The sequence below is a fragment of the Desulfobulbus oligotrophicus genome (assembly GCF_016446285.1).
Lineage (GTDB): Bacteria > Desulfobacterota > Desulfobulbia > Desulfobulbales > Desulfobulbaceae > Desulfobulbus > Desulfobulbus oligotrophicus.
This window is the reverse complement of sequence record NZ_CP054140.1, coordinates 1,210,918-1,234,007: the sequence shown is the minus strand read 5'-3', so window position 1 is coordinate 1,234,007 and position 23,090 is coordinate 1,210,918. Positions and strand designations below refer to the sequence as shown.

Here is a 23,090-nt window from a genome sequence, read left to right as displayed (position 1 = left end):
TGGAGAAGTGGCTATATCACTCTCGAAGAAGCACAGAAAATATTTGATGACGCAAAAATGAAAAAGCGTTGAGTGACTAGTGTCCCGTGCGGTTAGTGTCGTCTTTTAATTTTGAGACCTTTTCAAGTATCACCGCTGCAGTCTTTGTCCATGTGAATGGCTTGGCCGATCTGTTATTGTGCTGCTTGATGAAGCGGTGGATTTCATCTCTGAGATCTTTGACACTTGTAAACACCCCTCGGTGGATGGCTCTGCGCTCCAGTTGGCCGAACCAGCTTTCAACCGCATTCAGCCATGATGCACTGGTTGGTGTGAAATGGAACGTAAACCGAGGGTGGGCCTTGAGCCATTGCATCACATCTGCCGTTTTATGGGTACTGCTGTTGTCCAGTATGACATGGAGGGCAACCTCGGCTGGAACGGCCCTATTCAACTGCCGCAAGAAGTCGAGAAACTCCTTGGCTCGATGCCTTTTGGTTGTTCGGCCAAGCACTTGTCCGGTTAAAATGTCGAAGGCAGCGTATAAATTGGTGGTGCCATTTCGTTTGTAATCATGCGTGCGACGCTCAATCTGGCCGGGCCGCATGGGCAACATTGGCTGGGTACGATCCAACGCTTGAATCTGCGTTTTCTCATCAACGGAAAACACAGCCGCATTTTCAGGTGGATTCATGTACAGGCCAACAATATCGATTACTTTCTCAGCAAAATTCGGATCATTGCTGATTTTGAAATTTTTAAGCCGATGCGGTTTTAAATCGGCTGCATTCCATATCTGTCGCACCTGCCACGTGGTGACCTTGGCGGCTTTGGCCATAAGGCGAACACTCCAATGGGTTGCCTCATGAGGAATGCACTCAACTGTCATCCGCAAAACTTCTTTGACCGTTGCATCGGTCAGTTTTTTTGGCTGGCCGCTACGAGGACGATCGACAAGCCCGTGGATGCCATACTCTTTAAATCGTTTCCTCCATCGATAGATTGTGCGAAAAGTTGTCCCTAATTCGACAATCAAATCCTCGGCAGTTTTACCTGATGCCGTTAAGAGGATAATCTTGGCCCGAGATGCCAGATCTTGGGCTGTTTTCGGTGAGCGCAACAACGCCTCAAGGTCTTGGCGTTGTTCGTCTGTTATCGTAAATTTCTCGTGTTTGCGTGCCATACGGCACTATAACACAAGAAATATTAAAAGACTCTATTAACCGCACGGGACACTAGGGCATCGAAGGGTAACAGAGGTTAGCCACTAATGCGGGACCCACGAGAAAGAAGGTCAAACCATGCCATGCACTGGATCGCGTACCGCTCCCGGTGATGGCCACGTTAAAGGGATTGGAAAGTGACCATTCGAGCCGTATCCGAGTTGGAATTCGCAATCATCACGGACGTCTGGAAAGCTTCAGTCAGGGATACTCACGACTTCCTGTCAGAGGTCGATCTTCGTGAGCTGCGTTCTCAGATTCTCAATGATTGGCTTCCTGCGGTAAATGTCATGGTCTTTACAAACAAAGATGACGAGATTCTCGGCTTCAGCGGAAGTGCTGATGAAAAGCTTGAAATGCTCTTTGTTGCTCCGTCCTCGCGAGGCTACGGAGTGGGGAAATCATTGCTGAACCACGCCATATCAGAAAAATCTATTCGATTGGTCGATGTCAATGAACAGAATGGTCAAGCAGTAGCCTTCTATCAGCATTTTGGCTTTGAGGTATTCGACAGGTCTCCTGTAGATGGTCAGGGCAAGCCTTACCCACTTTTGCACATGAGGCTAAATCCCTCTAACCCTTAGAAGGCCTCTGATCTCGTCGATATGAGCCACCTTACTTTTCTCCTGGTTGACCTTGAGCTTGAGTCGCTTTTCAAGAAACCGGGTAACACCGGCCATGACCCGTTCTCCTCCACCTCGTCTCCATCGTTAAAATTCACTGTTTAAACAGCATCATCTTCCTGCTACAGTGTCTTTCTCAATGAAAAAATGATATGCTGTATGACGGTATCTCATTGTCTCATTCATCTTGCCGCCTCACCGGAAACCGCCCATGAACCGTTACTCGCTGACCATCGCCCTCTTAATCTGCAGTAACATCTTTATGACCTTTGCCTGGTACGGTCATCTGAAGAGCATGACCCACAAACCATGGATCATCGCTGCTCTTGTCAGCTGGAGCATCGCCCTTGTTGAGTATCTCTTCCAGGTGCCGGCCAACCGGATCGGTCACAATGTCATGAGCGTGGGGCAGTTAAAAATTCTCCAGGAGGTCATCACTCTCCTGATCTTCGTTCCCTTTTCCATCATCTACCTGAAAGAAAAACTTACCCTCGATTACCTGTGGGCCGGACTCTGCCTGTTGGGTGCGGTCTTTTTCCTTTTCCGCAGCAAGCTCATGGCTGCATGACACCCTTCCCTTTTCGCCTATGAACACCTCCTCACTCTCTCTGCACGTCAGCCTTGAGCTGCCGGACTGGATAACAACCGAACTTGCCTCCCTGCCGGAGTACATGCCTGATCTCAATTCACGCATGGCCGCGGTGCTGCAGTTTGCCCGGCTGAACACTGTGCATCGCAGTGGCGGCCCCTTTGCCGCCGGAGTTTTTGAACGCGATTCAGGACGGCTGATAAGCATTGGTGTCAACCGGGTGGTCCCCAGCTGCTGCTCATCAGCCCATGCCGAAATCATGGCAATCTCCCTGGCCCAGCAACAGCTCAAAACCTATGACCTGGGCGGTCCTGATCTGCCTGTCCATCAACTGGTCGTCAACTGGAGCCCCTGTGCCATGTGTTTTGGTGCTGTACTGTGGTCTGGAATCCGGTCTCTGGTTATTGCGGGCGCTGATCCCGAGATGATGGCCATCACGGGTTTTGATGAAGGTCCGATGCCTGCCGACTGGCGGGGCGAACTCTCCCGCCGGGGCATAGAGCTGATCGAAGGGGTGCTGCGTGAGGAATCATTGGCAGACTTTCGTCTGTTTGCCGCAACAGACCCGGAAATTTACAACAGTCGCCAGGGTGGATGAACGATGCTGATGTGCACAGGCCACCGACTTCTTCCTGCTGCCGGCCGCATGCATATAACTTCTTTTTATCTGCCGGCGAAAAAGACGGTGTAACCGGAGAGCATCAGACAGCTCACCTGTCCTGTGCTCATGATGAACAGGACCTTGGATTAAACCGGCAGGTGACGGAGTGCATGTTGCCGCTCTACCACGCATTCGCCTGCAAAAGGATTGCTCCGCACTCTGTACTTGCTCTCAACACAAAATTATGGTCCTATTTTTCAGTACCTTTCAGGTGAATGCGCCGGGAAAGAGGAATGTTGCCTGCTGCCACATTTTTTTTAGCGATCAGCATGCAACATCTGTAAACCACAGCACAACATCAACAATCAACAGGAGGGTTTGATTATGGCTGACACATGGCTTACCACACTACATACCGACACACCGCAAGAAGGTTTCGAGCTTGCCATAACCCTGAGTCGCCGTGGCGTCAAGTACACACAACCGGACGCGGAGGTTCTCCACAAACTTCGGCCGGAGTACTCCACCAACGCGGACTCGCTGATTGCCGCCTCACAGGTTGTTGCCCTGAACTTTCAAACCGTGGCAGCAGCAAACAACTACTGGCGGAAATAACCGCGTTCCGCCTCCGGCAGGATCATACACAGGTCGCGGTCCTGCAAAAAACTCATCAGCAGTAGCTAACGGTTGTCCCCGTCACAGTGCACTCAAGCCACATCGTTTTTGCCGGCGGTGCAGGTGTGGTCAAAGAGATCGGTGAGGCGTGACGGGGTCACCAATCATATCGTCAGGAAAAATGCCTTGGATAACAGAGGGGGGGGGGTCATCCCAACTTCAAACCTGCCAGAAATCCGGCGACAGCACTGCCGCCTTTCCAGGTCAGCTCTGACAGGCGATGGTAGAGAAAGCTGCCGGACTGGTTGGCCAGGTCAACGGCCGACTGGGCTGTCTGATGCAGTGCCTGATCATCAAGTTGCGTAATGCCATAGTACTCCGTCACAAACAGCAGGACCAACCCTGCTCCGCCCAGAAGCAGGGCTATCTTGAATACCTTTTTGGCAAAGTATCCCACAGCCAGGCCAACAAGAAAAGGAGCACCGATATTGGGGAGCAAAAAGGCTGCTGAAAAAAAATCCAGTGTTGTTGGGTCAGGTACAGTCTTGGTCATATTGTCTCCTTTAATTGGTCGAGCAGTCGGCACTCCCCGGCATCCGAAGCCGCAGCCGTATATTAAACTCCCAACATCAGGAACAGGTCAAGAGCATTTCCGTCCCACTCAACGGCAAAAAGAGGATCCGGTTGCAAGGGAGGCAGACATTGATCACAGATAGCAGGCAGCGGTCATGACAGATGTGTCAAAGTCAGGCACAGAACGTATACCACGTTCTTTTTAATTACACTGTTTGCTGATGTTCAGGTAACAACAGAGAAGACCTGCAGACTTCTGTGGCCTTCCTGTGGCTTTCTTCTTATAGTAGGCGGTACTGTACGGCAAACCCCAAAAGGATGAGGAGCGGACCAAAGTCGGCACCCCTTATCTCTTCATCCTGCAGAAACCATTGCCTGTTGCAACCGGACTCAACCCCGGCTGCATCGACCACAGCGTTTCATTGAGAAAATGGGGTCTGCACAGGGTACATTCTGATTGTTCGCCACCGGCTGATTTTTTTATTTACCTTCCCCTCTTACACCACGATCTCCATGTTTCTCCCCTGTACCCGTGAAGAGATGGCCCGCCTGGGATGGCAGGCACCTGATGTTATCCTGGTCACCGGTGATGCGTACATTGACTCGCCCTTTCTCGGCGTGGCCGTGATCGGTAAACTCCTGATGCGCCATGGTTTCCGAGTTGCAATTATAGCGCAGCCCGATTTCCAGTCCGGCCGCGATATCACCCGGTTGGGTGAACCCACCCTGTTCTGGGGTGTTACCGGCGGTTCCATTGACTCCATGGTTGCCAACAGGACAGCCTCCGGACGTCCCCGTAAGACTGATGACTATACTCCGGGCGGTCGTAATACCCGTCGACCGGATCGTGCGGTGATCGTCTACGCCAATCTCATCCGCCGACATTTCAAAAACACTGTCCCGTTGGTTCTCGGCGGCATTGAGGCCAGTCTTCGACGTATTGCACATTATGATGCCTGGGAGAACCGGGTGCGGCGATCCATCCTCTTTGATGCTAAAGCAGACTATCTGTTGTACGGCATGGCGGAGCAGAGCGTGATTGAACTTGCACAGGTGCTTGCCGCCGGCCGATCCCCGCTGTCGGTCCGCGGTCTCTGTTACGCTGCATCAGCGCCGCCGCCCGCAGCCCTGCAACTGCCGGCATATGAGGAGGCGGCAGCAGATAAACAGGCATTTATCCGGATGTTTCATACCTTTTATGCCAATAACGATTCCCTGACCGCTCTTCCTCTTGCACAGCGCCACAACAATCGGTATCTGGTGCATAACCCGCCCCAACCCCCCTTAACCACTGCGGAACTCGACGCCATTCACGCCCTTGAATTTGAACGCGACGTCCACCCACTTGACCGCCGGAAAGGCAAGGTGCGCGCCCTGGACACCATCCGCTTTGCCCTCACCACGCACAGGGGGTGTTATGGTGAATGCCATTTCTGCGCCATTGCCGTCCATCAGGGCCGCATTGTGCAGAGTCGCAGTGCGGCATCCATTGTCCAGGAGGCAAAGCTCCTGACCACCCACCCGGATTTCAAAGGAGTTATCAGCGATGTCGGTGGTCCGACCGCCAACATGTATGGCTTTGAATGCACACGCAAGCCGGTACTTGGCGCCTGTCACGATAAACGCTGTCTCTACCCGTCAACCTGCAGGAGTCTTAAGGTAAATCATCAACCGCTCATTGATCTGATGCAGCAGCTTCGTGCCATTCCAGGTGTCAAGAAAGTCGTTGTTGCCTCAGGGGTGCGCTACGATATGCTGCTTGCCGACCATCGCCATGGTCTCTCCTACCTGCGTGAGGTCATTCGTCACCATATCTCCGGTCAGATGAAAATCGCTCCGGAACACAGTGATCCGGCTGTGCTGGCCGCCATGGGAAAATCAGGCCCCCAGGATCTTCTCACCTTTCGCACCCTGTTCACCCGGCTGACCAAAGAGGAGCGGCTCGATCAATTTCTCACCTACTATCTCATCGCAGCACATCCCGGTTGCACCTTTGCGGCCATGGAGAGGCTGCGCAGCTTCTGCAAACAGGAACTCCACCTGTTACCTCGTCAGATACAGCTCTTTACCCCCACCCCCAGCACATGGTCCACTTTGATGTACTGGACTGAGATCAACCCCTTTACCAATGCACCCTGTTTTGTTGAAAAGAGTGAAACCGGCCGCGAGCGTCAGAAAGCCGCCATTATCAGTGCTGCCGGACGACCTGCCGGATCATCGGCTCCCGGCACACGGCAACGAAAAAAGAGAAAACCTTGATCCCCCCGATCAACGAGACCAGATAATTCATGCAATCTGCGGCACTTTAGCGTATATAGGCCGTCATGATCGTTAGGTCTTTATACCCGTTTCGCTCGATGACCTCTTGCGCACAGTACAAACGATGATCTCATCCGCAACAACACCACAGACATCTGCAGAAACACCGGACAGTGAAGAAAACTGGTTTCCGGAAAACCTGGCACGCATCATGGACTGGTTGGCCACCGTGACCACCCGGCCGCAAGCTAACGAACCGGTTGCAGTCTTTGATTTCGACAACACCTGTATTTTTCGCGATATAGGACAGGCTGTGTTCCGTTTTCAGTTGCAGCGACTGCAGTACCGTCTGATTCCGGAACAGCTCGCCGCCATTCTTCCCCGTGCCGACATCCAGCTGGCCGGGCGACCGCTGCCTGCGATCGTCGCCACCCTGATCGAAACGTACCAGACACTCTTTCCACTGCTGATTTTCGGTAGAAACAAGCAGGCCCTGCGACTGCCCCAGGCTGAACTGTTCACCACCTTATTGCTCTGGTTTACTGACCAGGCCCGCAAAGATGACCGGCTGGGACCTCGTTTCGTACTCCCGTTCATGGCCAAGCTCCTGGCCGGATTCACCACGGATGAATTACGTTTTTTTGCCATAGAGGTTGTCCAGGCAGCCCAGGCTGAACCCCTGGTTGAGGAGTGGATGCGGACAGAGGCACCGGACCCGATCGGTCCGATTGAAACAAGCTTCCCGCTCGGCCTCCACCTCCACCCGGAGATGCTGGCCCTGATGCACCGGCTGGCAGCACAGGGAGTTGAACGCTATGTCATTTCTGCGAGTGCCGAATGGCTGGTGGAGGGAGCCGTACGGTGGCTTGGTTTTCCCATCCCTGCTGATCATATCTACGGGATCCGGGTTGGTCTGGACAGCGGCGAGGTGCTGACCATAAAAGACCCGTCAGGATATCCTGTTACCTACAGAGAGGGCAAGGCGGCAATTATTGCCCATTTCCTGAATGACCGGCCGTTACTGGTGGCCGGCGATGCCGACACGGATTATGAGATGCTGACCCTGCCGACAGCCGACATCCGTCTGCTCATCAATCGTCGTCAGAGCGGCCTGATCAGTAGCCTGTATACCGATCCCCGCATCCTTCTTCAGGGTCTGGATCTGACCAACGGCAGATTTCGTCCATCACGGGAAACAATCGGGTAAGGCCGGGTCAGACACCCGTTGCTCATCAACATTGCACTTCTGATGAAGCACCCCTTACTCTGCCAGTGTTTTTGCAAAATCGAGCATCCGCTGAATCGGGATTCGGGCCCGGGCTGCCAGGTCCGGAGCAACCTTGATCTCACCTTCACCGGTTTCTAGAACATAGGCGAGCCTTTCCAGAGTATTCATCTCCATCCACGGACAACGGGCACAACTCTCACAGGTAGCGCCTTCGCCCGCAGTCGGAGCCCCCAGCAGTATCTTCTCCGGCGCGAGCTGCCGCATCTTGTTGAAGATACCGGCATCAGTGGCAACAATAAACTCTTTGTTGGGCAAACGCCGGACGGCCTGAATCAGGGCAGTAGTGGAACCGACCACATCAGCCTGGGCAACCACCTCTTCCGGTGACTCAGGATGTACCAATACCGCCGCCTCAGGATGGCGTTGACGCAACTCTTCCAGCGCTTCAGCCTTAAACTCCTCGTGAACCACACAGGATCCGGGCCAGAGAATCATCTCCACTCCGGTCTGCCGTTGAATATAACGGCCGAGATGCTGATCCGGCCCCCAGAGAATCTTCTCACCCTGCGCCGCCAGATGCCGAATAACCGGCAAAGCAATACCAGAAGTGACAACCCAGTCGGATCGGGCCTTGACCTCGGCACTCGTGTTGGCATAGACCACAACAGTGTGGTCGGGATGGCGGTCGCAGAAGTCGGAAAAGAGCTCAATCGGACAATTTTCATCCAGAGAGCAGGTGGCCATGAGGTCGGGCATCAGCACCAGCTTTTCGTTGTTAAGGATCTTGGACGTCTCACCCATGAACCGAACTCCCGCCACCACCAGTGTCTGAGCAGGATGCTCCGCGGCAAACCTGGCCATTTCGAGAGAATCGGCAACACAACCACCGGTCTCATCAGCTAAATCCTGAAGATCGCTCTCAGTATAGTAATGGGCGACCAGCACTGCATTACGCTGTTGCAGGAGTTCTTTGATCCGCTCCCGCAAGGCCTCTTTTTCTGCAGTCAACATCTGTCTTGGAATCGGATGTGCCGGAACCTTAATCCGAGGAATCTGAACATCCGCTAAAACCTCTCCTGCTCTGTGCTTCATGACCAACTCTTTTGCCCTTGTGTTATTCTTCTCTCAACCAACATTACATGATGATCCATGCCATCTACAGATAAGGCCTCCCTACTACCGCAAATGCCTCAGGAGAACAACTGTTTTCACAAACTGAACCCGTCACACCGTACCCACTGAAAACACAGCAGGAAAATAGATTTACAAACAGAAGCGTTCGTGGTTTTATTGTAGTTTCTTAAAAGAAATCCTGTAAATTCAGACCTTTTTTCCGTAAACGCATGCACGTCTATCCCACCGACCTTGTTTCGCTCGTCAATGAGCGTTGGGAAAGCATGGCAGATGCAATAACCGGTACCACCGATATACCGGTGACCCCGCTTCCCGCAACAACAGCACTGGAGCAGCTGATCTCGACCTGTTATCAGGTGAGCATGATGCGCGAAGAGGGGCGACCGGTGACCCTGCGTCTCATCCTGGCTCCTCCCTCTGTCTTTCCTGCCAGCCAGGGGCCGCCCAAGGGATTTCACCGTCTCCTTTTTTCCAGTTCCCGACCATTCAATGAATACGAACTCCGTCGTCTCTCACCGGCTGTGGACTTTGAACGTTCACTCATCGGTATTGAGCAGCATCCGGAAAAGGGGTTCCAGATCTGGGGACTGATCAATTCGGGCCGACGCTGGCTGCAGCTTGAACGTGGCGGTAACAAGAAAACCAACTTTCTCCCGGATGCGTTTGTCGTCCATGTTACAGGGCCGGGTGTGTTGACCATATGCAGGGGGCTTAAAATTATTGTTACCCTCAACAGCGGCACCCTGCTCGACTCCAGTGCCAATGTCTTTCAATCCAAGTGGCTTGCCAAGCTCTTTGAACCGGTTCGCCAAAACTTTCTGGATATCCATGAACTCTTCCGGGCCAGTGTGCTCTATCCGGTCGCCAGGGTCGGTGACGAGTTCATTGAAAATCTCCAGTTCCAACTGCTCAAACGCATCATCAGCGTTACGCGGACAAATCGGCATGGTGGAACTTTTCTCGTGTTCCCCAGTGACGGCCTGGATGAACTTGTCAAAGAGTCGTCCCACATCTTACTGAAATATCATTTTCAGCACGATGAGGCCATCCGCAGGCAACAGCAGCTCATGATCCGCACGATTCGGCTGGCAACCACCGTTCTTGGCGACATCAATGATCCGGACAAGGTGATTACCTGGCAGGATTATGTCGGTCTACGCCACGAATCATCCGTTTATGACCTGGAAGAATCCCTGTACGAGCATGCCCAGTTTGTTGCTTCACTTGCCTCGGTGGACGGCGCAGTTGTCACCAGCAACCGCGGCCCACTGGGTTTTGGCGGCATGATTGTTGGTTCTCTGGACAAGTTGACAGAGGTGGCCAAGGCGAGTGATACTGAAGGAAAGATCGTGACACTGGCCAAAATTGAAGGCTACGGTTCACGGCACCGCTCAGCCTATCATCTCTGTAACGCCCTTCACGATGTTCTTGCCATCGTCATCTCCCAGGACGGAAATGTCCAACTTGCCAAGTGGAGAAACGGCATCGTTACCTGCTGGGACCTTACCAGCCAGATGTTTATCGGCGAAAACTGATCACCCATCGGCTCTCGCCTGCTCACCGGCCGGCAACAGTAACCGTTTCCGTGCCACCTGCCACATCAGAAGGGTAAAGGAAGACGAACCAATCCCCATGACAGCCAGCACCAGTATTTTATCCAGCCAGTCAAAGGAGAAAAACCACATAGACAGCGCCCCGATCATAAAGTAACAAAAAACCATGAAAGACGAGGCAGCGCCGGTATCCTGCTGCACCTGTTCAAGTATCAGGTTGTTTCCGGCCGGCCGGCAAAAGGAAAAGCAGAAGGTCAGACAAAACATCGGCAACGTCAATCGCCATGGCAGTGAAAGCAAAGGGCACAATAAAAACAGGGACGCAATCAGCATACCGATAAAGGCACCGGGCATAATCCTGGTCACAGGAACGTACGGAACAAGTCGAGAAAGGCTGAGTGGGGCCAGAATAAAGGCCAGGGCATTAAATCCGAAAAAATAGCTGAACTGTTGTTCAGTAAACCCCAGCCGGGTTATATACAGATCGGGAGAACCGCCGATAAAAGAAAAAATCGGCACACAGGTACAGGAAAAGGTGGCGAGCAATAAGATATATCGGCTGTTCCCAAAGAGACGAAAATAGCTCCCGGCCACCTCGGAAAAACTGGGCATTATCTCTGACTGCAACGACTCTCTCATGCGTACCACGCCGATAAACGCCAATGTGCCGAGAGCAGCCTGCAGTAAAAAAATCCAACGCCAGGACCACAATGCCAAGATCCAGCCACCGAGAACAGGAGCGATCATCGGTGCGGCCGCAACGATAACCCCGATCTGAATAAAGATCCGCTGTCGCTGTTGCCCGGTAAACCGGTCCTTACAGATAGCAAAGACAATTGCTGAGGCGGCCGCAGCACCGGCACCCTGAGCAAAGCGGCCGCCAATCAACATGCCGGGGCTTTGTGCCATGGCGCAGAAGAGACAGGCAACAACAAACACCCCCACACCGACAAGCAGAGGTGGTTTTCTCCCGTAACGATCAGACAGCGGTCCGTATACTAAGATAAAGGCACAGTACGTGAGGAAAAAAATAACCAGAGTGAAGTTGATCGTCACCAGAGGGACCTGCCACTGATGTTGCAGCAAAGGTAAGGCCGGCAGGTACATGTCTGTCGCCAACGGCGGAAAGGCAGACAGCAGTGCCAATAAAAAAATAATAGGGGGAAAATGCTCCCCAAGTTTTCTAAAAAGACTGGTCACTACTTCCCTCTTACACCGATATTGGTGCTGATTGTCGACAACCGACTGTTCAAGATTTCTGAAGACCATCAACGAGTAGATCATGAAGGGGCAGGACTGCTGATTCAACGGGACTCTAACCAAGAGTTGACGATTAAATCGCAGACCGTGTCGCCAGGACTGCCGTCATCGTCTGTTCAAGATTTGCCATGGTGTACGGTTTAGGCAGCACGCCTGCAAAACCGTAGGCCTGACAGTCAGCCATGATCGGATCCTGACTGTATCCGCTGGACACCACAAGACAGGCATCCTCATCAAGGGCCAAAATCTGACGTGACGTTTCCAGCCCCCCCAGCCCACCGGGCACGGTGAGATCCATGAGCACCGCGCTGTATCCGGCTCCCTCGGCCAGGGCCTTTTTGTACAGCTGTACAGCTGTTTCACCGTCTTCACAGGCGTGAACCGTATATCCCAGATAGCTGAGCATGGCAGTGGTCATATCACGGATGATCGGTTCGTCATCCATGACCAGAATGGGATGTCGTTTTTTTGCCTGCCCGCTGTGATGCAGCTCCCGCAAGGAAGCCGGAGCCATCGGTACCGATAGCGGCTTCTCAGTGGTCGGCAGCAGAAGCGTACATACTGTGCCGCCGGCACCAGTTGATTCAATACGGATGTGACCATCGTGCCGAGTCATGATCGAGTAGGCTGAGGCAAGCCCCAAACCGCTGCCAGAGTCTTTGGTGGTGAAATACGGATCAAAAATACGTTCCAGAATCTCCGGAGGGATGCCGTCTCCTTCGTCGGTGATGGAGATCTGCACATAATTACCGGCAGGAAGATCCCCAGTGCTGCTGTCAATCCGCTGATTGCCGATCTTCACCCGCAAAACCCCACCGGTCGTCATTGCCTGCACAGCATTGATAATGACATTATGCAGAACCTGGGTTATCTGTCCTTCATCAGCCTCTATCGCCTGAACATCCTCATCCACCTGTATCTCGTCGCGTACGTTGGTACCACGCAGCATCAGAGTGACGGCCTCCTCGACCATGGGTTGAACGGCAATAACCTTTTTTACCGGTTCACCGCCACTGGCAAACGTCAGCAGCTGTCTGGTCAGTTCGGCAGCACGCCCGGTTGCTTTCTCGGCGGCCATAAGCGGTTGGCTCGCACCGTGTTCTGGAGCAATCAGCGTACGGGCATGACTCACACTGCCCATGATTCCAGTCAGGATATTATTGAAATCATGGGCGATCCCTCCAGCCAGCACCCCAATGGACTCTAATTTCTGGATCTTGATAAGTTCATTGCGCAACAACTCCCGCTCAGTGATATCAGTGTAAATAATCACTATTCGATCATTAATAACCTGAGTGTTCACAATGGCTTGCCGAACATTACCATCCTTGCAGGTGACCTTGGTTTCGACAGCTGGAATCAACGTCCCGTTCCTTCCTGCATTTTCAACTCCATCATACCACGTGTCAATGAGTTCACGTCGATAAACCGAATCGGGATAAGCAAGCAAAAACCATTGTTCACGAGTAGGTATCTCGTCCAGACTGTAACCGAATCGTTCGGAAAAGTTGATATTCATATACTCGATGACCGTGCCATCGGTGAGCACAATCCCGACCGGCATGGCATCAAGAATATCCAGCAACTCCTGTCTGTTCTTTCGCAGGTGATCGGTTGTGACAACCGAGGAGGTGATCTCCCGTTTAAACAAAACATACAACAGCGCAGCAGTTACGATGACAGTCAACAGTCCATTGATGCGCTGTACCCTCAGAACCCATTCGAGATCCTGTATCCAAAACCGAACGAGCTGCTCAGAACAAAGCATCCAGAGAGCGGCCACCACCAGATACACACCAGCAACTTTCAGAGAAACATGTAATCGGCTATGAAGGTTGGCTTTCAGCATAAGCGAAAAATCAATGGACAGTAACCAGATGCAAAAGGTTCCCGCAAAAAAACCTTTCTCGTCACAAAAAAATCACATCAACAGCAAACAATCAGCAGTGCAACAACACCCCCAGGCATCCCAAAAAACTAACAAGTGCTGACCGGGCTCGACAGGTCAATAGTTGCAGAGTCGCTCCGGTTCTTGCAACAGACACGCCGTCGGTTTCACGCGAAGATCACAGGCGGCGATTCCCACCGGTTTTTCAGTCTACCATCATCTGTACAGCGGATATCACACCTCTTCACCCGGGGGCAGGGTCAGGCGAAAGGTGCTGCCCTCACCGAAACAACTGTTCACCGTGAGTGTACCATGATGTTTATCAACAATACCCTTTGCAATGGACAGCCCGAGGCCTGTACCACGATTTTTTCCGGTATAAAAGGGAGTAAAGACCTGTTCGATGTTTTCGGGGGGAATACCAAGACCGGTATCGGTTATCTCAAGAACCACCTCACCGTTCTGCTCAGTGGTGGTCAGTGTCATGAACCCCCCTTCGGGCATGGCCTGAATAGCGTTGATCACGATGTTCAGAATGACCTGGTAGATCTGCTCATTGTCAAAGAGTATCTCCGGGAGATCCTCGGCCAGCTCACTGTGCACCTTCACTCCCTTTTGCTGTAACTCCGGCTCGATGAAGCGAAGAAGGCGATCGATCACCACATTGAGCGATCCTGCAGACTTGCGGAGCTCGCGGGGCCTGGCAAAATCGAGAAACTCACGAACAATACCGTCCAGACGGGACGTCTCCTCCACAATGATGGTCGCTAACTTCTCATTACCCGGAGCCACCTTACTGATCCGATTACCGAGAATTTCAGCGGTTGAACGGACGATACCCAATGGATTTTTTATTTCATGCGAAACTGCAGCCACCATCTTACCCAGCGAGGCAAGGCGCTGCGCTTCATTGAGCTCCTCTTCCAGGCGCAGTCGCTCTTCAGCCCGTTCGGCCATAATCCGGTTCGCCCGTACGACGATCAGGCTGAGTATGGTAAACAGGATCGACATGGCGATCAGTGACATGACTATAACCCGGCCCTGCAACCGGATGATTGCCTCAAGATCTTCGGAGAGATCCTGAATCACCTCGATCACCCCCATGACCTCACCAGTGCGCTGGCCCAACTTATTTTCGTGCCGGAACGGGACATAGGTCTTGAGAGTGCACGAGATTTCGGGCATGCCCGGAAGCAGGCTCAGCAGACTGCCACCACTGATCAGCACGGAATCGCTTTCTCCCTTGGCCGCCTTCTGGTACTCCAGCCCGCCCATATCCCTCTTTCCCATCAGTTCGGTTATGGTGGAGTAGGCGATGCGATTTTGAAGCGGTTCAAAGATGGTGACGGATTCGATACGCATACCCCGGGTGATATTGGAGATAATCTTATCAAGTCGTTCGAACTGTTCGTGCTCAGACAGCGCTATCTTGCCGTAGCGAACCACTGTCGGCAGAACAAACTGAAGAAAAACCTGCCGGTTAACGTACTCGGCAAACAGTTGGGAGTAGGCCTCACTCCGCTGCAGAAGAACGGCTTTGGCATTGGCGGCCAGCATCCAGGAAAGCAGAAAAGAGGCGAGCAGGATAAGCAGCAGTGAGGTAAAGGCAAAGTACTTGACCAGTTCGAATGGAAGCAGGGCGGTTCTGAGCCCCCGGTAGCGAAGTCGTCTCCAGAGCGAAACATAGTCAGATATACTGCCGGTGATCTTCTGGCGCAGCCTGTCCAGAACCTGGAGAAGATTTGTCAGAACGGGCAGCTGCGGTCGCTCGCCCCTGCGGGTTACCATCCGTTTACGGTGCAGCATGACACACCCCGCATCGACGGCAGATGTCCGGCTGACAGGCCGCGGTCAGACGTCCCTGTAAGGCACGTTCGTACTCCTCCCACAGATACTGTGCATGTATGCCGTGATCGATCACCTCCCAGCACATCATCTCGTCATAATTGCGGGCTCGTACGGCATATTGCCAGGGATTGAGCCCGTGTCGCTGCAGGGCCTGCTTGAACGTATATCGACCACTGCCGATATCAAGCAGCACCGGGCCGATCCGACGATCGGCACGGGCATAGACAGCCTGCTGCAGGGCCTGCTCCGGATGATCGAATTTAAGCTGCAGGTTGGCCTTGGCAGCCAGCTTTCTACGCAGGTATTTTACCTTCCCTTTCAAGGCAGTCAAAGCCGGTCCGGTGCTTGTGACTGCCGCCTCAGCAGCCGTTAATCCACCAAAAGCACAGTATTGGAAAGGGGTCCAGGGTTTGGGAACAAAACAGTTGATAGACAACGTCAGCTCTGTCACCCGGCCTCTTTCCCGCCCGATCGGTAAGATACTTGCCTGCAGCTGATCAACAAGTGCAACGAACTCATCCAGATCATCATAGGTTTCGGTTGGCAGGCCGATCATGACGTAGAGTTTAAGCTGGAAGATCCCGGCGGTCACCAGGCGGACAGCCGCAGAAAGAAGATCTGCCCGGCTTAACCCCTTGTTGATCAGCGTACGCAATCGTTCCGAACAGCCGTCCGCTGCAATGGCTACACTTTTCAGTTGTGAGTCGGCCAGAAGTTGCATCGTCTGTTCGGAAATCCGGTCGGCCCGCAGTGAAGAAAACGAGAGAGAGCACCCATCCCCGTGCAGATAGGCAGCGATTACATCCGTAGTTGCTTCGGAAGCCATTTCCATGCCAAGCAGACCGACACGGTCCATCTGATCCGGACGCTCCTTCAGGCCCTGGACAATGGCCTCAGCACTCCACAATCGTGGTGGACGATAAATAAATCCTGCTGCACAGAACCGGCACCCCCGACTGCACCCTCTTCCCAGCTCGACCATATACATCCCCAGTTCTGCATCCGGCGAAAGCAAGGTCGAGTGGGCCGCTGTATCCATAACCGGAGCAACCACCTTGGTCACACGTGCCGGCAACGCCAACGGCCGGGTAACAGCTGCAACCGCCCCATTCTCTTTCCAGGAAAAATGATATGCCCCCGGGATATAGCAGCCGGGAACAGAGGTACCGATCGTCATTGTGAGATCTGCGCGACTGCTTGTCGTGAAATGTCTCAAGAGCCCGATCAGCGGCTCAAGAACAGCTTCAGCCTCACCTATGACCATGACATCTGCAAACAGAGCAAGTGGTTCCGGGTTCATGAAGACGCCCACGCCGCCCAGAACCACCACCGGTTCTCCCGGACTGATGACGGATGCTCTATCCTCAGCAAAAGGTGCAATCGCTCCAGCCGCCAACATGGCGGCCAGCCGCGGGTAATCGTGTTCAAAACTGACAGATCCGAAAACTAACGGAAAATCACGCAACGGACGGGATGACTCGAGCGAACGGAACGGTTCTCCGGCTCGAGGATACACAAACCGTTCACAGACAACACCATCGATACGGTTGAGTAAGGAGTAAACGAGCTGAAAGCCGAGATTGGACACCGCAACTGAATAGATATTCGGATAAAGGAGGGCGACAGGCAGTCTGTCTGTCCATTTTTTACGTACTGTACCGATTTCGTTGATAAGCACTGACGGCATAGTCCGCATCATGAGGAAGAGAACAGTTTTGTCAAAGATTGCGTTACAGTCGTCATTTTCAACAGAAAAATCAAACAAAAACGAGGTGGTATCCCAGGATACCCCCCCGTTTGCAATAACGTCCATGCCGGTTTGTTTCTTGCCGGCCGGATAGTGCTTTCAGTTGGCCTTTTTGCGAAGATAGGCCGGTTCGTCAAGTTCACTACCAAGATCATGCTCATCAAAGATAGGTTTGGGCATACGCGGCAACCCCTTGGGAAGGGGGTTCGGCTTAGCAATGGTTGCCGTCGTGTTTTCCTGAAGACTGATGTCCTCTTCAAGCAGCCGGGACAACTTGGACTTGGACCCGGGCAGGGAGGAACCGGCAAGGTTCTGACGCGTCGTCCGTACCACCTCCAGCTGCGAAACCTCCGGTTCTTCTATACTTGATATGCCGGTGGCAATAACCGTAACCCGCAACTCTTCTCCCAGGGATTCATCAAACAGAGCACCAATGATGATGTTGGCATCGTCGTGCGCTTTTTCCTGGATCAAAGCCGAGGCTTCCATGAACTCGTTCATGGTCAGTGTTTCTCTGGCTGCTGAAATATTGATGAGGATGCCACGGGCACCATCAATCCCCACCTCCTCCAGCAGCTGGTTGTCAATAGCCCGTTTAGCCGCCTCGGTGGCACGGTTGTCACCCACTGCTGATCCGGTACCCATGATTGCAGGACCGACCTCTTTCATAACGGCCTTGAGATCAGCAAAGTCAACATTGATGTGCCCGGGTAAATTAATCAGATCCGTAATACCCTTGACTGCCTGAAACAGTACATTGTCAACCATCTGCATCATGTCCACCAGGGTGGAGTTCTTGTTCATCAGGCTCAGCAGACGGTCATTGGGTACAGTGATGATGGTATCTGAAAACTCTTTCAGCTTCTCCCAACCCGCTTCGGCATTACGCATCCGTTTTTTTGCCTCAAAATAAAACGGCTTGGTAACAACAGACACTGTCAGGGCACCCGCCTCTTTACTTAACTTGGCAATGGTTGGTGCTGCTCCGGTACCGGTACCGCCGCCCAATCCGGCGGTAACAAAAACCATGTCAGCACCTTTGATAACGGCCTGCAGATCCTCATGACTCTCCTGTGCCGCCTCATGGCCCATTTCCGGGTCAGCACCGGCGCCCATTCCCTTCGTAATGCCAGGCCCCAACTGTAAGCGGATGTCAGCTCGAGATTTCTCCAAAGCCTGCATATCGGTATTGGCGGCAATAAACTGTACGCCTGCCAGTCGACGCTCGACCATGGTATTGATAGCGTTGCCGCCACCTCCGCCGACTCCGATCACCTTGATCACGGCAACTGTTTCTTCTTCGGCCATCCTGAAAGGCATGATTCTCTCCCAAGAAAAATTTTCCGTAAACTTTCCATTAACATACCATCGAATCCGATGGTACCAAAAGAGAAATCGGTTACGTTAAAAAAATTTTTTTATCCACTTTTTTGCTCTTTTGACCATGTCCCCACTCTCCTTCGGCACATAGGTCTTTGTTTTACTGCCATACAATACCAGGCCGACCCCGGTGGTACAACGAGGCGACTGGATCTCTTCAACTCTACCGTTCACTCCCTGCGGGTATCCGATTCGGACCGGCAGATCAAATATCTGCTCTGCCATCTCCACAACGTTGGCCAAAAGTGCGGTGCCTCCGGTGATAACAATACCGGCATTAATCCGGTTACGATACCCTGAACCACAGATGTTCTTGTTGACCATCTGGAGAATCTCCTCCATTCGCGCCTCAAGGATTTCAACCATAATCCGCTGTGATACCTTCCGCGGCTTGCGATCGCCGACCGTTGGCACCTCGATAATATGATTTTCCTTGATCATCGCGGACAGGGCACCACCATAGAGGTACTTGAGCTCTTCCGCCTCCTGAAGCGGCGTACGCAACCCTACAGACAGATCGCTGGTCAGATTGTTGCCACCCAGGGCCAACTCCCAGGTGTGTTTAATCGTACCGTTACAAAAAATGGCGACATCTGTTGTTCCCCCGCCGATGTCAATCAAAACCACACCCAGCTCCATCTCATCCTTCGTCAGAACCGTCAACGACGAGGCCACTGATTCGAGCACTATTTCAGCCACATTCAGTTCAGCACGGTTACAACTGGTCACCAGATTATGCAGAGCTGTGTTGTCGGCGGTGACGATATGAACATTGGTAACCAGTCGGACACCGGTCATGCCGAGCGGATTCTGGATGCCGGTGTGGTCATCAACCATGTACTCCTGGGGCAAGACATGAATAATCTGTTGATTATCCGATATCTTAACCGTTTGAGCAGCCTGAATGACCGCTGCGATATCCTTTTCGCGAATTTCCTGATTGTTAATGGCAATGATACCGGGTGAGTTGAAACCTTTGATATGGTTGCCGGCTATGCCGACAAAAACCGACTGGATATCGCAACCAGCCATATCCGATGCAGCTCCCACAGCCTGACGAATTGACTTGACCGTAGACTCAATGTTGACCACTACGCCCTTCTTCATGCCTGAAGCAGCCGCAGTACCCACACCGATAATCTCAATCTGATCATCAAAGATCTCGCCGATCATGGCACAGACCTTGGTCGTCCCTATGTCCAGACCAGCGACAAGTTCACCGGGCTCGCGGAGAACCGGCTCTTCCATTTCCTCATCCATCACTTTGGATTCCGGTAACCAAGACTTTATCATCTAAATAATCCATCCGTATTTCTTTAACAGCATCGATCTGTTTTTTTGCATACAACTGCCCAAGCACCTTGACCAAACGATTGTATTTGACCTGTAATCGATCCGTACCGAAGTAGATCGGGAACGGCCGGTCCACCAGGTAGAGGATGATCCCCTGCTCTGCATCAAGGTGCACTTCAGAGATCGCCTGAATCGGGACAATAGCGTTCCCCCGGGAGGCCAGGTCAAGCAGTTGACATGCCGCCTTTGCCATACTGCCTGCAACCAGGTGATCGACTGCCAGATCTTTTTCATGGTGCGCACCTGTGATAACGGGAAAATCTATCTCCTGCCCCTGGCCGGCTTCAGAAAAAATGCGGCCGGCACGGTTCAGATAGCGGAGACGCCGCTCCTTCCCATGCTCAACATTGATCAGTGCAAAGGGCTGCAGTTCACTGACAGTTATTTCCACGGCAGAGGGCCAGTTGATTTTAATCTCCGCCCGCTCAATCCATGGATGCGTTTCAATACGTGCAACAGCCGCCTTACTATCAAAGTGGAAAAGATTCCCTCCCTGCTGCAGTCCGGCAAGATCCAAGACCTGACGCTGACTTGCATGACGATTCCCTGCTATCTTGATATCAGTCAGACGAAAAACGGTCGACTGCAACAGCAACTGGACTCCGACCCACAAACCGCAGCCAACGACACCGACAAGAATACAGACGAACAGCAGGTTTTTCCACAGTAACTTCCACTTCCAGGCCCGTTGCGCACTGATGACCAGGGTCTGCGACTGTGCGGTTTTAAGCGTAGCAGCCTTCTTACCCCCAAAAGCAGCGAGTATCCCACGGGCTATTTTAAACTTTCGCCCCCCTTTCCGAGAACGCGACGATGACTGACGGGGAGTATAAATCGGCATCTCCCAACATTTCCTGATCTAGTAAATATGAACCTCAGGTTCAAGCAACACACCTGAATGCTGCAACACATGCCGCTGCACCTCCTCCATGAGTCGGATAATATCATCAGGAGCAGCGCCTCCGGTGTTGACAATAAAATTGGCATGCTTGACAGAGACCATGGCCCTGCCAATCCGCAAACCTTTTAATCCTGCCTGTTCGATAAGCCTGCCCGCAAAGTCACCTTCCGGATTTTTAAAAAAAGAACCGGCAGATCCGACTCCTTTAGGCTGGCTGCCTCGACGCAAACCGATAATCTCCCGACAACGCCTGGCCACTTCCCTGCCATCAGCAGGTTGCAGGCAGAACTCACCACTGGTAATCAGCACTTTATCCGCCGGTTCGCCGGGAAAACGGCTGGATCGATATGTGAAGGACACCTTTTCCCTGGGGACTTCTTCAACATTCCCCAAACCGTCCATTATTTGTACAGAAGACAACACCTCGCCGATGGCATGCCCAAAAGCACCGGCATTCATGCGGATAGCACCGCCGACGCTGCCGGGTATTCCGGCCATGAACTCCAGTCCACTTACATTGTTATGAATACACCAGCCGATCAGTGATGCCAACGTGCATCCGGCATGGACCCGCAGGCAACAGCGCTCACCTGCAGCTGTAACCAAAGGTCTGCGGGTAATCTCCCGAATCGAACTACGCAGCCGGATGAACACACCGACATGACAACGCCGGGAAACCAGAATATTAGAGCCGCCGCCAACGATGTTCCATGGAATCTGCTGTGCGTGCAGGTATCGCAGCACTGCCTTTAATTTGTCGATTGCATTGATATCCACCAACGCCTCGACCGTACCACCGGCACGAAATGTAGAATAGGTCGCCATATCAACATTCCAACGAATGTTCGGGCACAGTCTGATCAACTCGCTGCGCTGACAATCATTCATAAACAATGTATCAGTATGACCAGATTCCACACATACACCTCTCAACGGCTGGAAGCCTGCAGCAGTTCCAAAACCTCGTCACCGACTCTTACAATATTACCGGCACCAAGAGTGAGCAACAGATCTCCGGGTTGCAACAGAGGCAACAGACTTTGCGGTTGTTCGACCAATTCAGCAATGAAACAGGCCTGACGCTGGCCGTGCTCTTTGATGGCCTCCAGGAGGGTCTCGGAGTCAACCCCTGCAATCGGTTCTTCACTGGCAGCATATATATCGGTCAGAATCAACACATCGGCTCGACGAAACGAAGTTATAAAATCATCAAACAGCCCTTTGGTCCGACTATAACGATGTGGCTGAAAAGCCACCACAACTCTTCGTTCCGGCCACCCTTCACGAACCGCCTCCAGGGTTGCTTTAATTTCCGTGGGATGGTGCCCGTAATCATCCACCACCAGGACATCACCGGCTTCGCCTTTTACCTGAAGACGACGCTGCACGCCTTTAAACTGTTCGAGTGCACGCGCGATCACGGCAAAATCGATTTCCAGCTCCAAACCGACACTGATGGCCGCCAGACTGTTATAAACCAGATGCCGGCCGGGACGATTAAGCCTGACGACTCCCAGCTCCGCAGTACGCGTTCGAACCGTAAACGTCGAGGTACCATTCCCTGAAACAATTTTCACCGCCTGCAGATCAGCCTGCTCAGTAAGACCATAGGTAAGGATCCGTTTCTTGATACGGGGCAGAATCTGGGCGACATTATCGTCGTCAATGCACACCACAGCTACGCCATAAAAAGGTAAACGATCAACGAACTCCAGAAAGATATCTTTGATCTGCTCTATATCCCGGTAAAAATCGAGATGTTCGAAATCAATGTTGGTCACCACCTCAATCACCGGTGATAACTTGAGAAACGACCCGTCACTCTCATCGGCTTCAGCGACTAAAAACTCACCTTCTCCCAGTCGAGCGTTGCTCCCGAACCCATGGACCTTACCGCCGACAACCACTGTTGGATCCAATCCGGCCTCGGCCAAAACAGCCGCAACCATTGAGGTGGTGGAGGTCTTGCCATGACTGCCGGCAACAGCTATCCCGTATTTTTTCAGACGCATCAGCTCTGCCAGCATCTCTGCCCGCTGAATCACCGGTACATACGCATCCTTGGCCGCGATGACCTCGGGGTTGTCAGCAGGAATAGCTGTTGATGTAACCACCACATCAGCACCGTCAATCCACGCCGCCTTATGGCCATGGTGAATCGTCGCGCCCATCTCCACAAGCCTTTTGGTTATATCCGTGACCGCCTGGTCAGAACCGCTGACCCTGTACCCCAGGCTCAGCAGCAACTCAGCAATTCCGGACATACCAATCCCACCGATACCGACAAAGTGGATGTGCTTGGTTTTTCTGTACATGAACGCGCCTACTTCCAATAA

Annotated in this window: 19 protein-coding genes; 7 read left to right on the top strand and 12 right to left on the bottom strand. The window is 52.7% G+C overall.

Going from position 1 to position 23,090, the window contains the following annotated elements; all coding sequences use genetic code 11:
* Positions 1 to 76: 76 nt before the first annotated feature.
* Positions 77 to 1,162 carry an IS630 family transposase gene (locus HP555_RS05545; protein WP_199261861.1) on the bottom strand — a complete coding sequence of 362 codons (1,086 nt, stop codon included), beginning with the start codon at positions 1,160 to 1,162 and terminating at the stop codon, positions 77 to 79.
* A gap of 177 nt (positions 1,163 to 1,339) precedes the next feature.
* Between HP555_RS05545 and HP555_RS05540 the strand changes: the two genes are divergently transcribed.
* The 4 genes from HP555_RS05540 to HP555_RS05525 all read left to right on the top strand — a co-directional run bounded on the left by HP555_RS05540 (position 1,340) and on the right by HP555_RS05525 (position 3,630).
* Complete coding sequence (locus HP555_RS05540; protein ID WP_199264188.1) at positions 1,340 to 1,786, top strand: acetyltransferase; 447 nt, start codon at positions 1,340 to 1,342, stop codon at positions 1,784 to 1,786.
* 250 nt (positions 1,787 to 2,036) lie between these two features.
* A complete protein-coding gene (locus HP555_RS05535) occupies positions 2,037 to 2,393 on the top strand; it encodes a DMT family protein (protein ID WP_199264187.1) in 357 nt (118 codons plus the stop codon).
* Between the two features lie 19 nt (positions 2,394 to 2,412).
* Entirely contained in the window at positions 2,413 to 3,012 is a 600-nt protein-coding gene (locus tag HP555_RS05530) for a nucleoside deaminase (RefSeq protein ID WP_233249254.1), read from the top strand.
* Between the two features lie 387 nt (positions 3,013 to 3,399).
* Positions 3,400 to 3,630 carry a hexameric tyrosine-coordinated heme protein gene (locus HP555_RS05525; RefSeq protein WP_199264186.1) on the top strand — a complete coding sequence of 77 codons (231 nt, stop codon included), beginning with the start codon at positions 3,400 to 3,402 and terminating at the stop codon, positions 3,628 to 3,630.
* A gap of 208 nt (positions 3,631 to 3,838) precedes the next feature.
* Here HP555_RS05525 and HP555_RS05520 read toward each other — a convergent pair whose 3' ends face one another.
* The gene (locus HP555_RS05520; protein ID WP_199264185.1) at positions 3,839 to 4,183 is read right to left on the bottom strand and encodes an FUN14 domain-containing protein; all 345 of its coding nucleotides are present in this window, start codon (positions 4,181 to 4,183) and stop codon (positions 3,839 to 3,841) included.
* A 533-nt stretch (positions 4,184 to 4,716) separates the two neighbouring features.
* On the opposite strand from HP555_RS05520, the gene HP555_RS05515 reads away from it, so the two are divergent.
* Positions 4,717 to 6,462, top strand: coding sequence for a YgiQ family radical SAM protein (locus HP555_RS05515; RefSeq protein WP_199264184.1), 1,746 nt, complete (start codon positions 4,717 to 4,719; stop codon positions 6,460 to 6,462).
* A gap of 124 nt (positions 6,463 to 6,586) precedes the next feature.
* Positions 6,587 to 7,669: a haloacid dehalogenase-like hydrolase gene (locus HP555_RS05510; protein WP_199264183.1), complete on the top strand. Its 1,083-nt coding sequence runs from the start codon at positions 6,587 to 6,589 to the stop codon at positions 7,667 to 7,669.
* 54 nt (positions 7,670 to 7,723) lie between these two features.
* On the opposite strand, the gene nadA is transcribed toward HP555_RS05510, so the two are convergent.
* The gene (nadA, locus tag HP555_RS05505) at positions 7,724 to 8,782 is read right to left on the bottom strand and encodes a quinolinate synthase NadA (protein WP_199264182.1); all 1,059 of its coding nucleotides are present in this window, start codon (positions 8,780 to 8,782) and stop codon (positions 7,724 to 7,726) included.
* A gap of 251 nt (positions 8,783 to 9,033) precedes the next feature.
* Here nadA and HP555_RS05500 point away from each other — a divergent pair, with 251 nt between their 5' ends.
* On the top strand, positions 9,034 to 10,359 hold the full coding sequence (locus HP555_RS05500; protein WP_199264181.1) for a putative sensor domain DACNV-containing protein: 1,326 nt from the start codon (positions 9,034 to 9,036) through the stop codon (positions 10,357 to 10,359).
* Here the strand turns inward: HP555_RS05500 and HP555_RS05495 are convergent, their stop codons facing one another.
* From HP555_RS05495 to murC, 9 genes are all read right to left on the bottom strand, one after another.
* A complete protein-coding gene (locus HP555_RS05495; RefSeq protein ID WP_233249253.1) occupies positions 10,360 to 11,661 on the bottom strand; it encodes a multidrug effflux MFS transporter in 1,302 nt (433 codons plus the stop codon).
* 49 nt (positions 11,662 to 11,710) lie between these two features.
* On the bottom strand, positions 11,711 to 13,486 hold the full coding sequence (locus HP555_RS05490; RefSeq protein WP_199264180.1) for a hybrid sensor histidine kinase/response regulator: 1,776 nt from the start codon (positions 13,484 to 13,486) through the stop codon (positions 11,711 to 11,713).
* A 273-nt stretch (positions 13,487 to 13,759) separates the two neighbouring features.
* Positions 13,760 to 15,331 carry a sensor histidine kinase gene (locus HP555_RS05485; RefSeq protein WP_199264179.1) on the bottom strand — a complete coding sequence of 524 codons (1,572 nt, stop codon included), beginning with the start codon at positions 15,329 to 15,331 and terminating at the stop codon, positions 13,760 to 13,762.
* Positions 15,318 to 17,186 carry a radical SAM protein gene (locus tag HP555_RS05480; RefSeq protein WP_233249252.1) on the bottom strand — a complete coding sequence of 623 codons (1,869 nt, stop codon included), beginning with the start codon at positions 17,184 to 17,186 and terminating at the stop codon, positions 15,318 to 15,320. Before HP555_RS05480 ends, HP555_RS05485 begins: the two co-directional genes overlap by 14 nt.
* A gap of 33 nt (positions 17,187 to 17,219) precedes the next feature.
* On the bottom strand, positions 17,220 to 18,440 hold the full coding sequence (gene ftsZ, locus HP555_RS05475; RefSeq protein WP_199264178.1) for a cell division protein FtsZ: 1,221 nt from the start codon (positions 18,438 to 18,440) through the stop codon (positions 17,220 to 17,222).
* Positions 18,441 to 18,524: 84 nt separating this feature from the next.
* Complete coding sequence (gene ftsA / locus HP555_RS05470) at positions 18,525 to 19,748, bottom strand: cell division protein FtsA (protein WP_408639844.1); 1,224 nt, start codon at positions 19,746 to 19,748, stop codon at positions 18,525 to 18,527.
* Between the two features lie 4 nt (positions 19,749 to 19,752).
* Positions 19,753 to 20,694: a cell division protein FtsQ/DivIB gene (locus HP555_RS05465; protein WP_199264176.1), complete on the bottom strand. Its 942-nt coding sequence runs from the start codon at positions 20,692 to 20,694 to the stop codon at positions 19,753 to 19,755.
* 18 nt (positions 20,695 to 20,712) lie between these two features.
* The gene (murB, locus tag HP555_RS05460; RefSeq protein WP_233249251.1) at positions 20,713 to 21,642 is read right to left on the bottom strand and encodes a UDP-N-acetylmuramate dehydrogenase; all 930 of its coding nucleotides are present in this window, start codon (positions 21,640 to 21,642) and stop codon (positions 20,713 to 20,715) included.
* A gap of 41 nt (positions 21,643 to 21,683) precedes the next feature.
* The gene (gene murC, locus HP555_RS05455) at positions 21,684 to 23,069 is read right to left on the bottom strand and encodes a UDP-N-acetylmuramate--L-alanine ligase (protein ID WP_199264174.1); all 1,386 of its coding nucleotides are present in this window, start codon (positions 23,067 to 23,069) and stop codon (positions 21,684 to 21,686) included.
* Positions 23,070 to 23,090: the final 21 nt, after the last annotated feature.

Bases quoted from the DNA above. Each gene is read 5' to 3' on its own strand.
- HP555_RS05545 (WP_199261861.1), bottom strand. From the start codon at position 1,162: ATGGCACGCAAACACGAGAAATTTACGATAACAGACGAACAACGCCAA.
- HP555_RS05535 (WP_199264187.1), top strand. From the start codon at position 2,037: ATGAACCGTTACTCGCTGACCATCGCCCTCTTAATCTGCAGTAACATC.
- HP555_RS05530 (WP_233249254.1), top strand. From the start codon at position 2,413: ATGAACACCTCCTCACTCTCTCTGCACGTCAGCCTTGAGCTGCCGGAC.
- HP555_RS05525 (WP_199264186.1), top strand. From the start codon at position 3,400: ATGGCTGACACATGGCTTACCACACTACATACCGACACACCGCAAGAA.
- HP555_RS05520 (WP_199264185.1), bottom strand. From the start codon at position 4,183: ATGACCAAGACTGTACCTGACCCAACAACACTGGATTTTTTTTCAGCA.
- HP555_RS05515 (WP_199264184.1), top strand. From the start codon at position 4,717: ATGTTTCTCCCCTGTACCCGTGAAGAGATGGCCCGCCTGGGATGGCAG.
- HP555_RS05510 (WP_199264183.1), top strand. From the start codon at position 6,587: ATGATCTCATCCGCAACAACACCACAGACATCTGCAGAAACACCGGAC.
- nadA (WP_199264182.1), bottom strand. From the start codon at position 8,782: ATGAAGCACAGAGCAGGAGAGGTTTTAGCGGATGTTCAGATTCCTCGG.
- HP555_RS05500 (WP_199264181.1), top strand. From the start codon at position 9,034: ATGCACGTCTATCCCACCGACCTTGTTTCGCTCGTCAATGAGCGTTGG.
- HP555_RS05495 (WP_233249253.1), bottom strand. From the start codon at position 11,661: ATGATCTACTCGTTGATGGTCTTCAGAAATCTTGAACAGTCGGTTGTC.
- HP555_RS05490 (WP_199264180.1), bottom strand. From the start codon at position 13,486: ATGCTGAAAGCCAACCTTCATAGCCGATTACATGTTTCTCTGAAAGTT.
- HP555_RS05485 (WP_199264179.1), bottom strand. From the start codon at position 15,331: ATGCTGCACCGTAAACGGATGGTAACCCGCAGGGGCGAGCGACCGCAG.
- HP555_RS05480 (WP_233249252.1), bottom strand. From the start codon at position 17,186: ATGGACGTTATTGCAAACGGGGGGGTATCCTGGGATACCACCTCGTTT.
- ftsZ (WP_199264178.1), bottom strand. From the start codon at position 18,440: ATGCCTTTCAGGATGGCCGAAGAAGAAACAGTTGCCGTGATCAAGGTG.
- ftsA (WP_408639844.1), bottom strand. From the start codon at position 19,748: ATGGAAGAGCCGGTTCTCCGCGAGCCCGGTGAACTTGTCGCTGGTCTG.
- HP555_RS05465 (WP_199264176.1), bottom strand. From the start codon at position 20,694: ATGCCGATTTATACTCCCCGTCAGTCATCGTCGCGTTCTCGGAAAGGG.
- murB (WP_233249251.1), bottom strand. From the start codon at position 21,642: ATGAATGATTGTCAGCGCAGCGAGTTGATCAGACTGTGCCCGAACATT.
- murC (WP_199264174.1), bottom strand. From the start codon at position 23,069: ATGTACAGAAAAACCAAGCACATCCACTTTGTCGGTATCGGTGGGATT.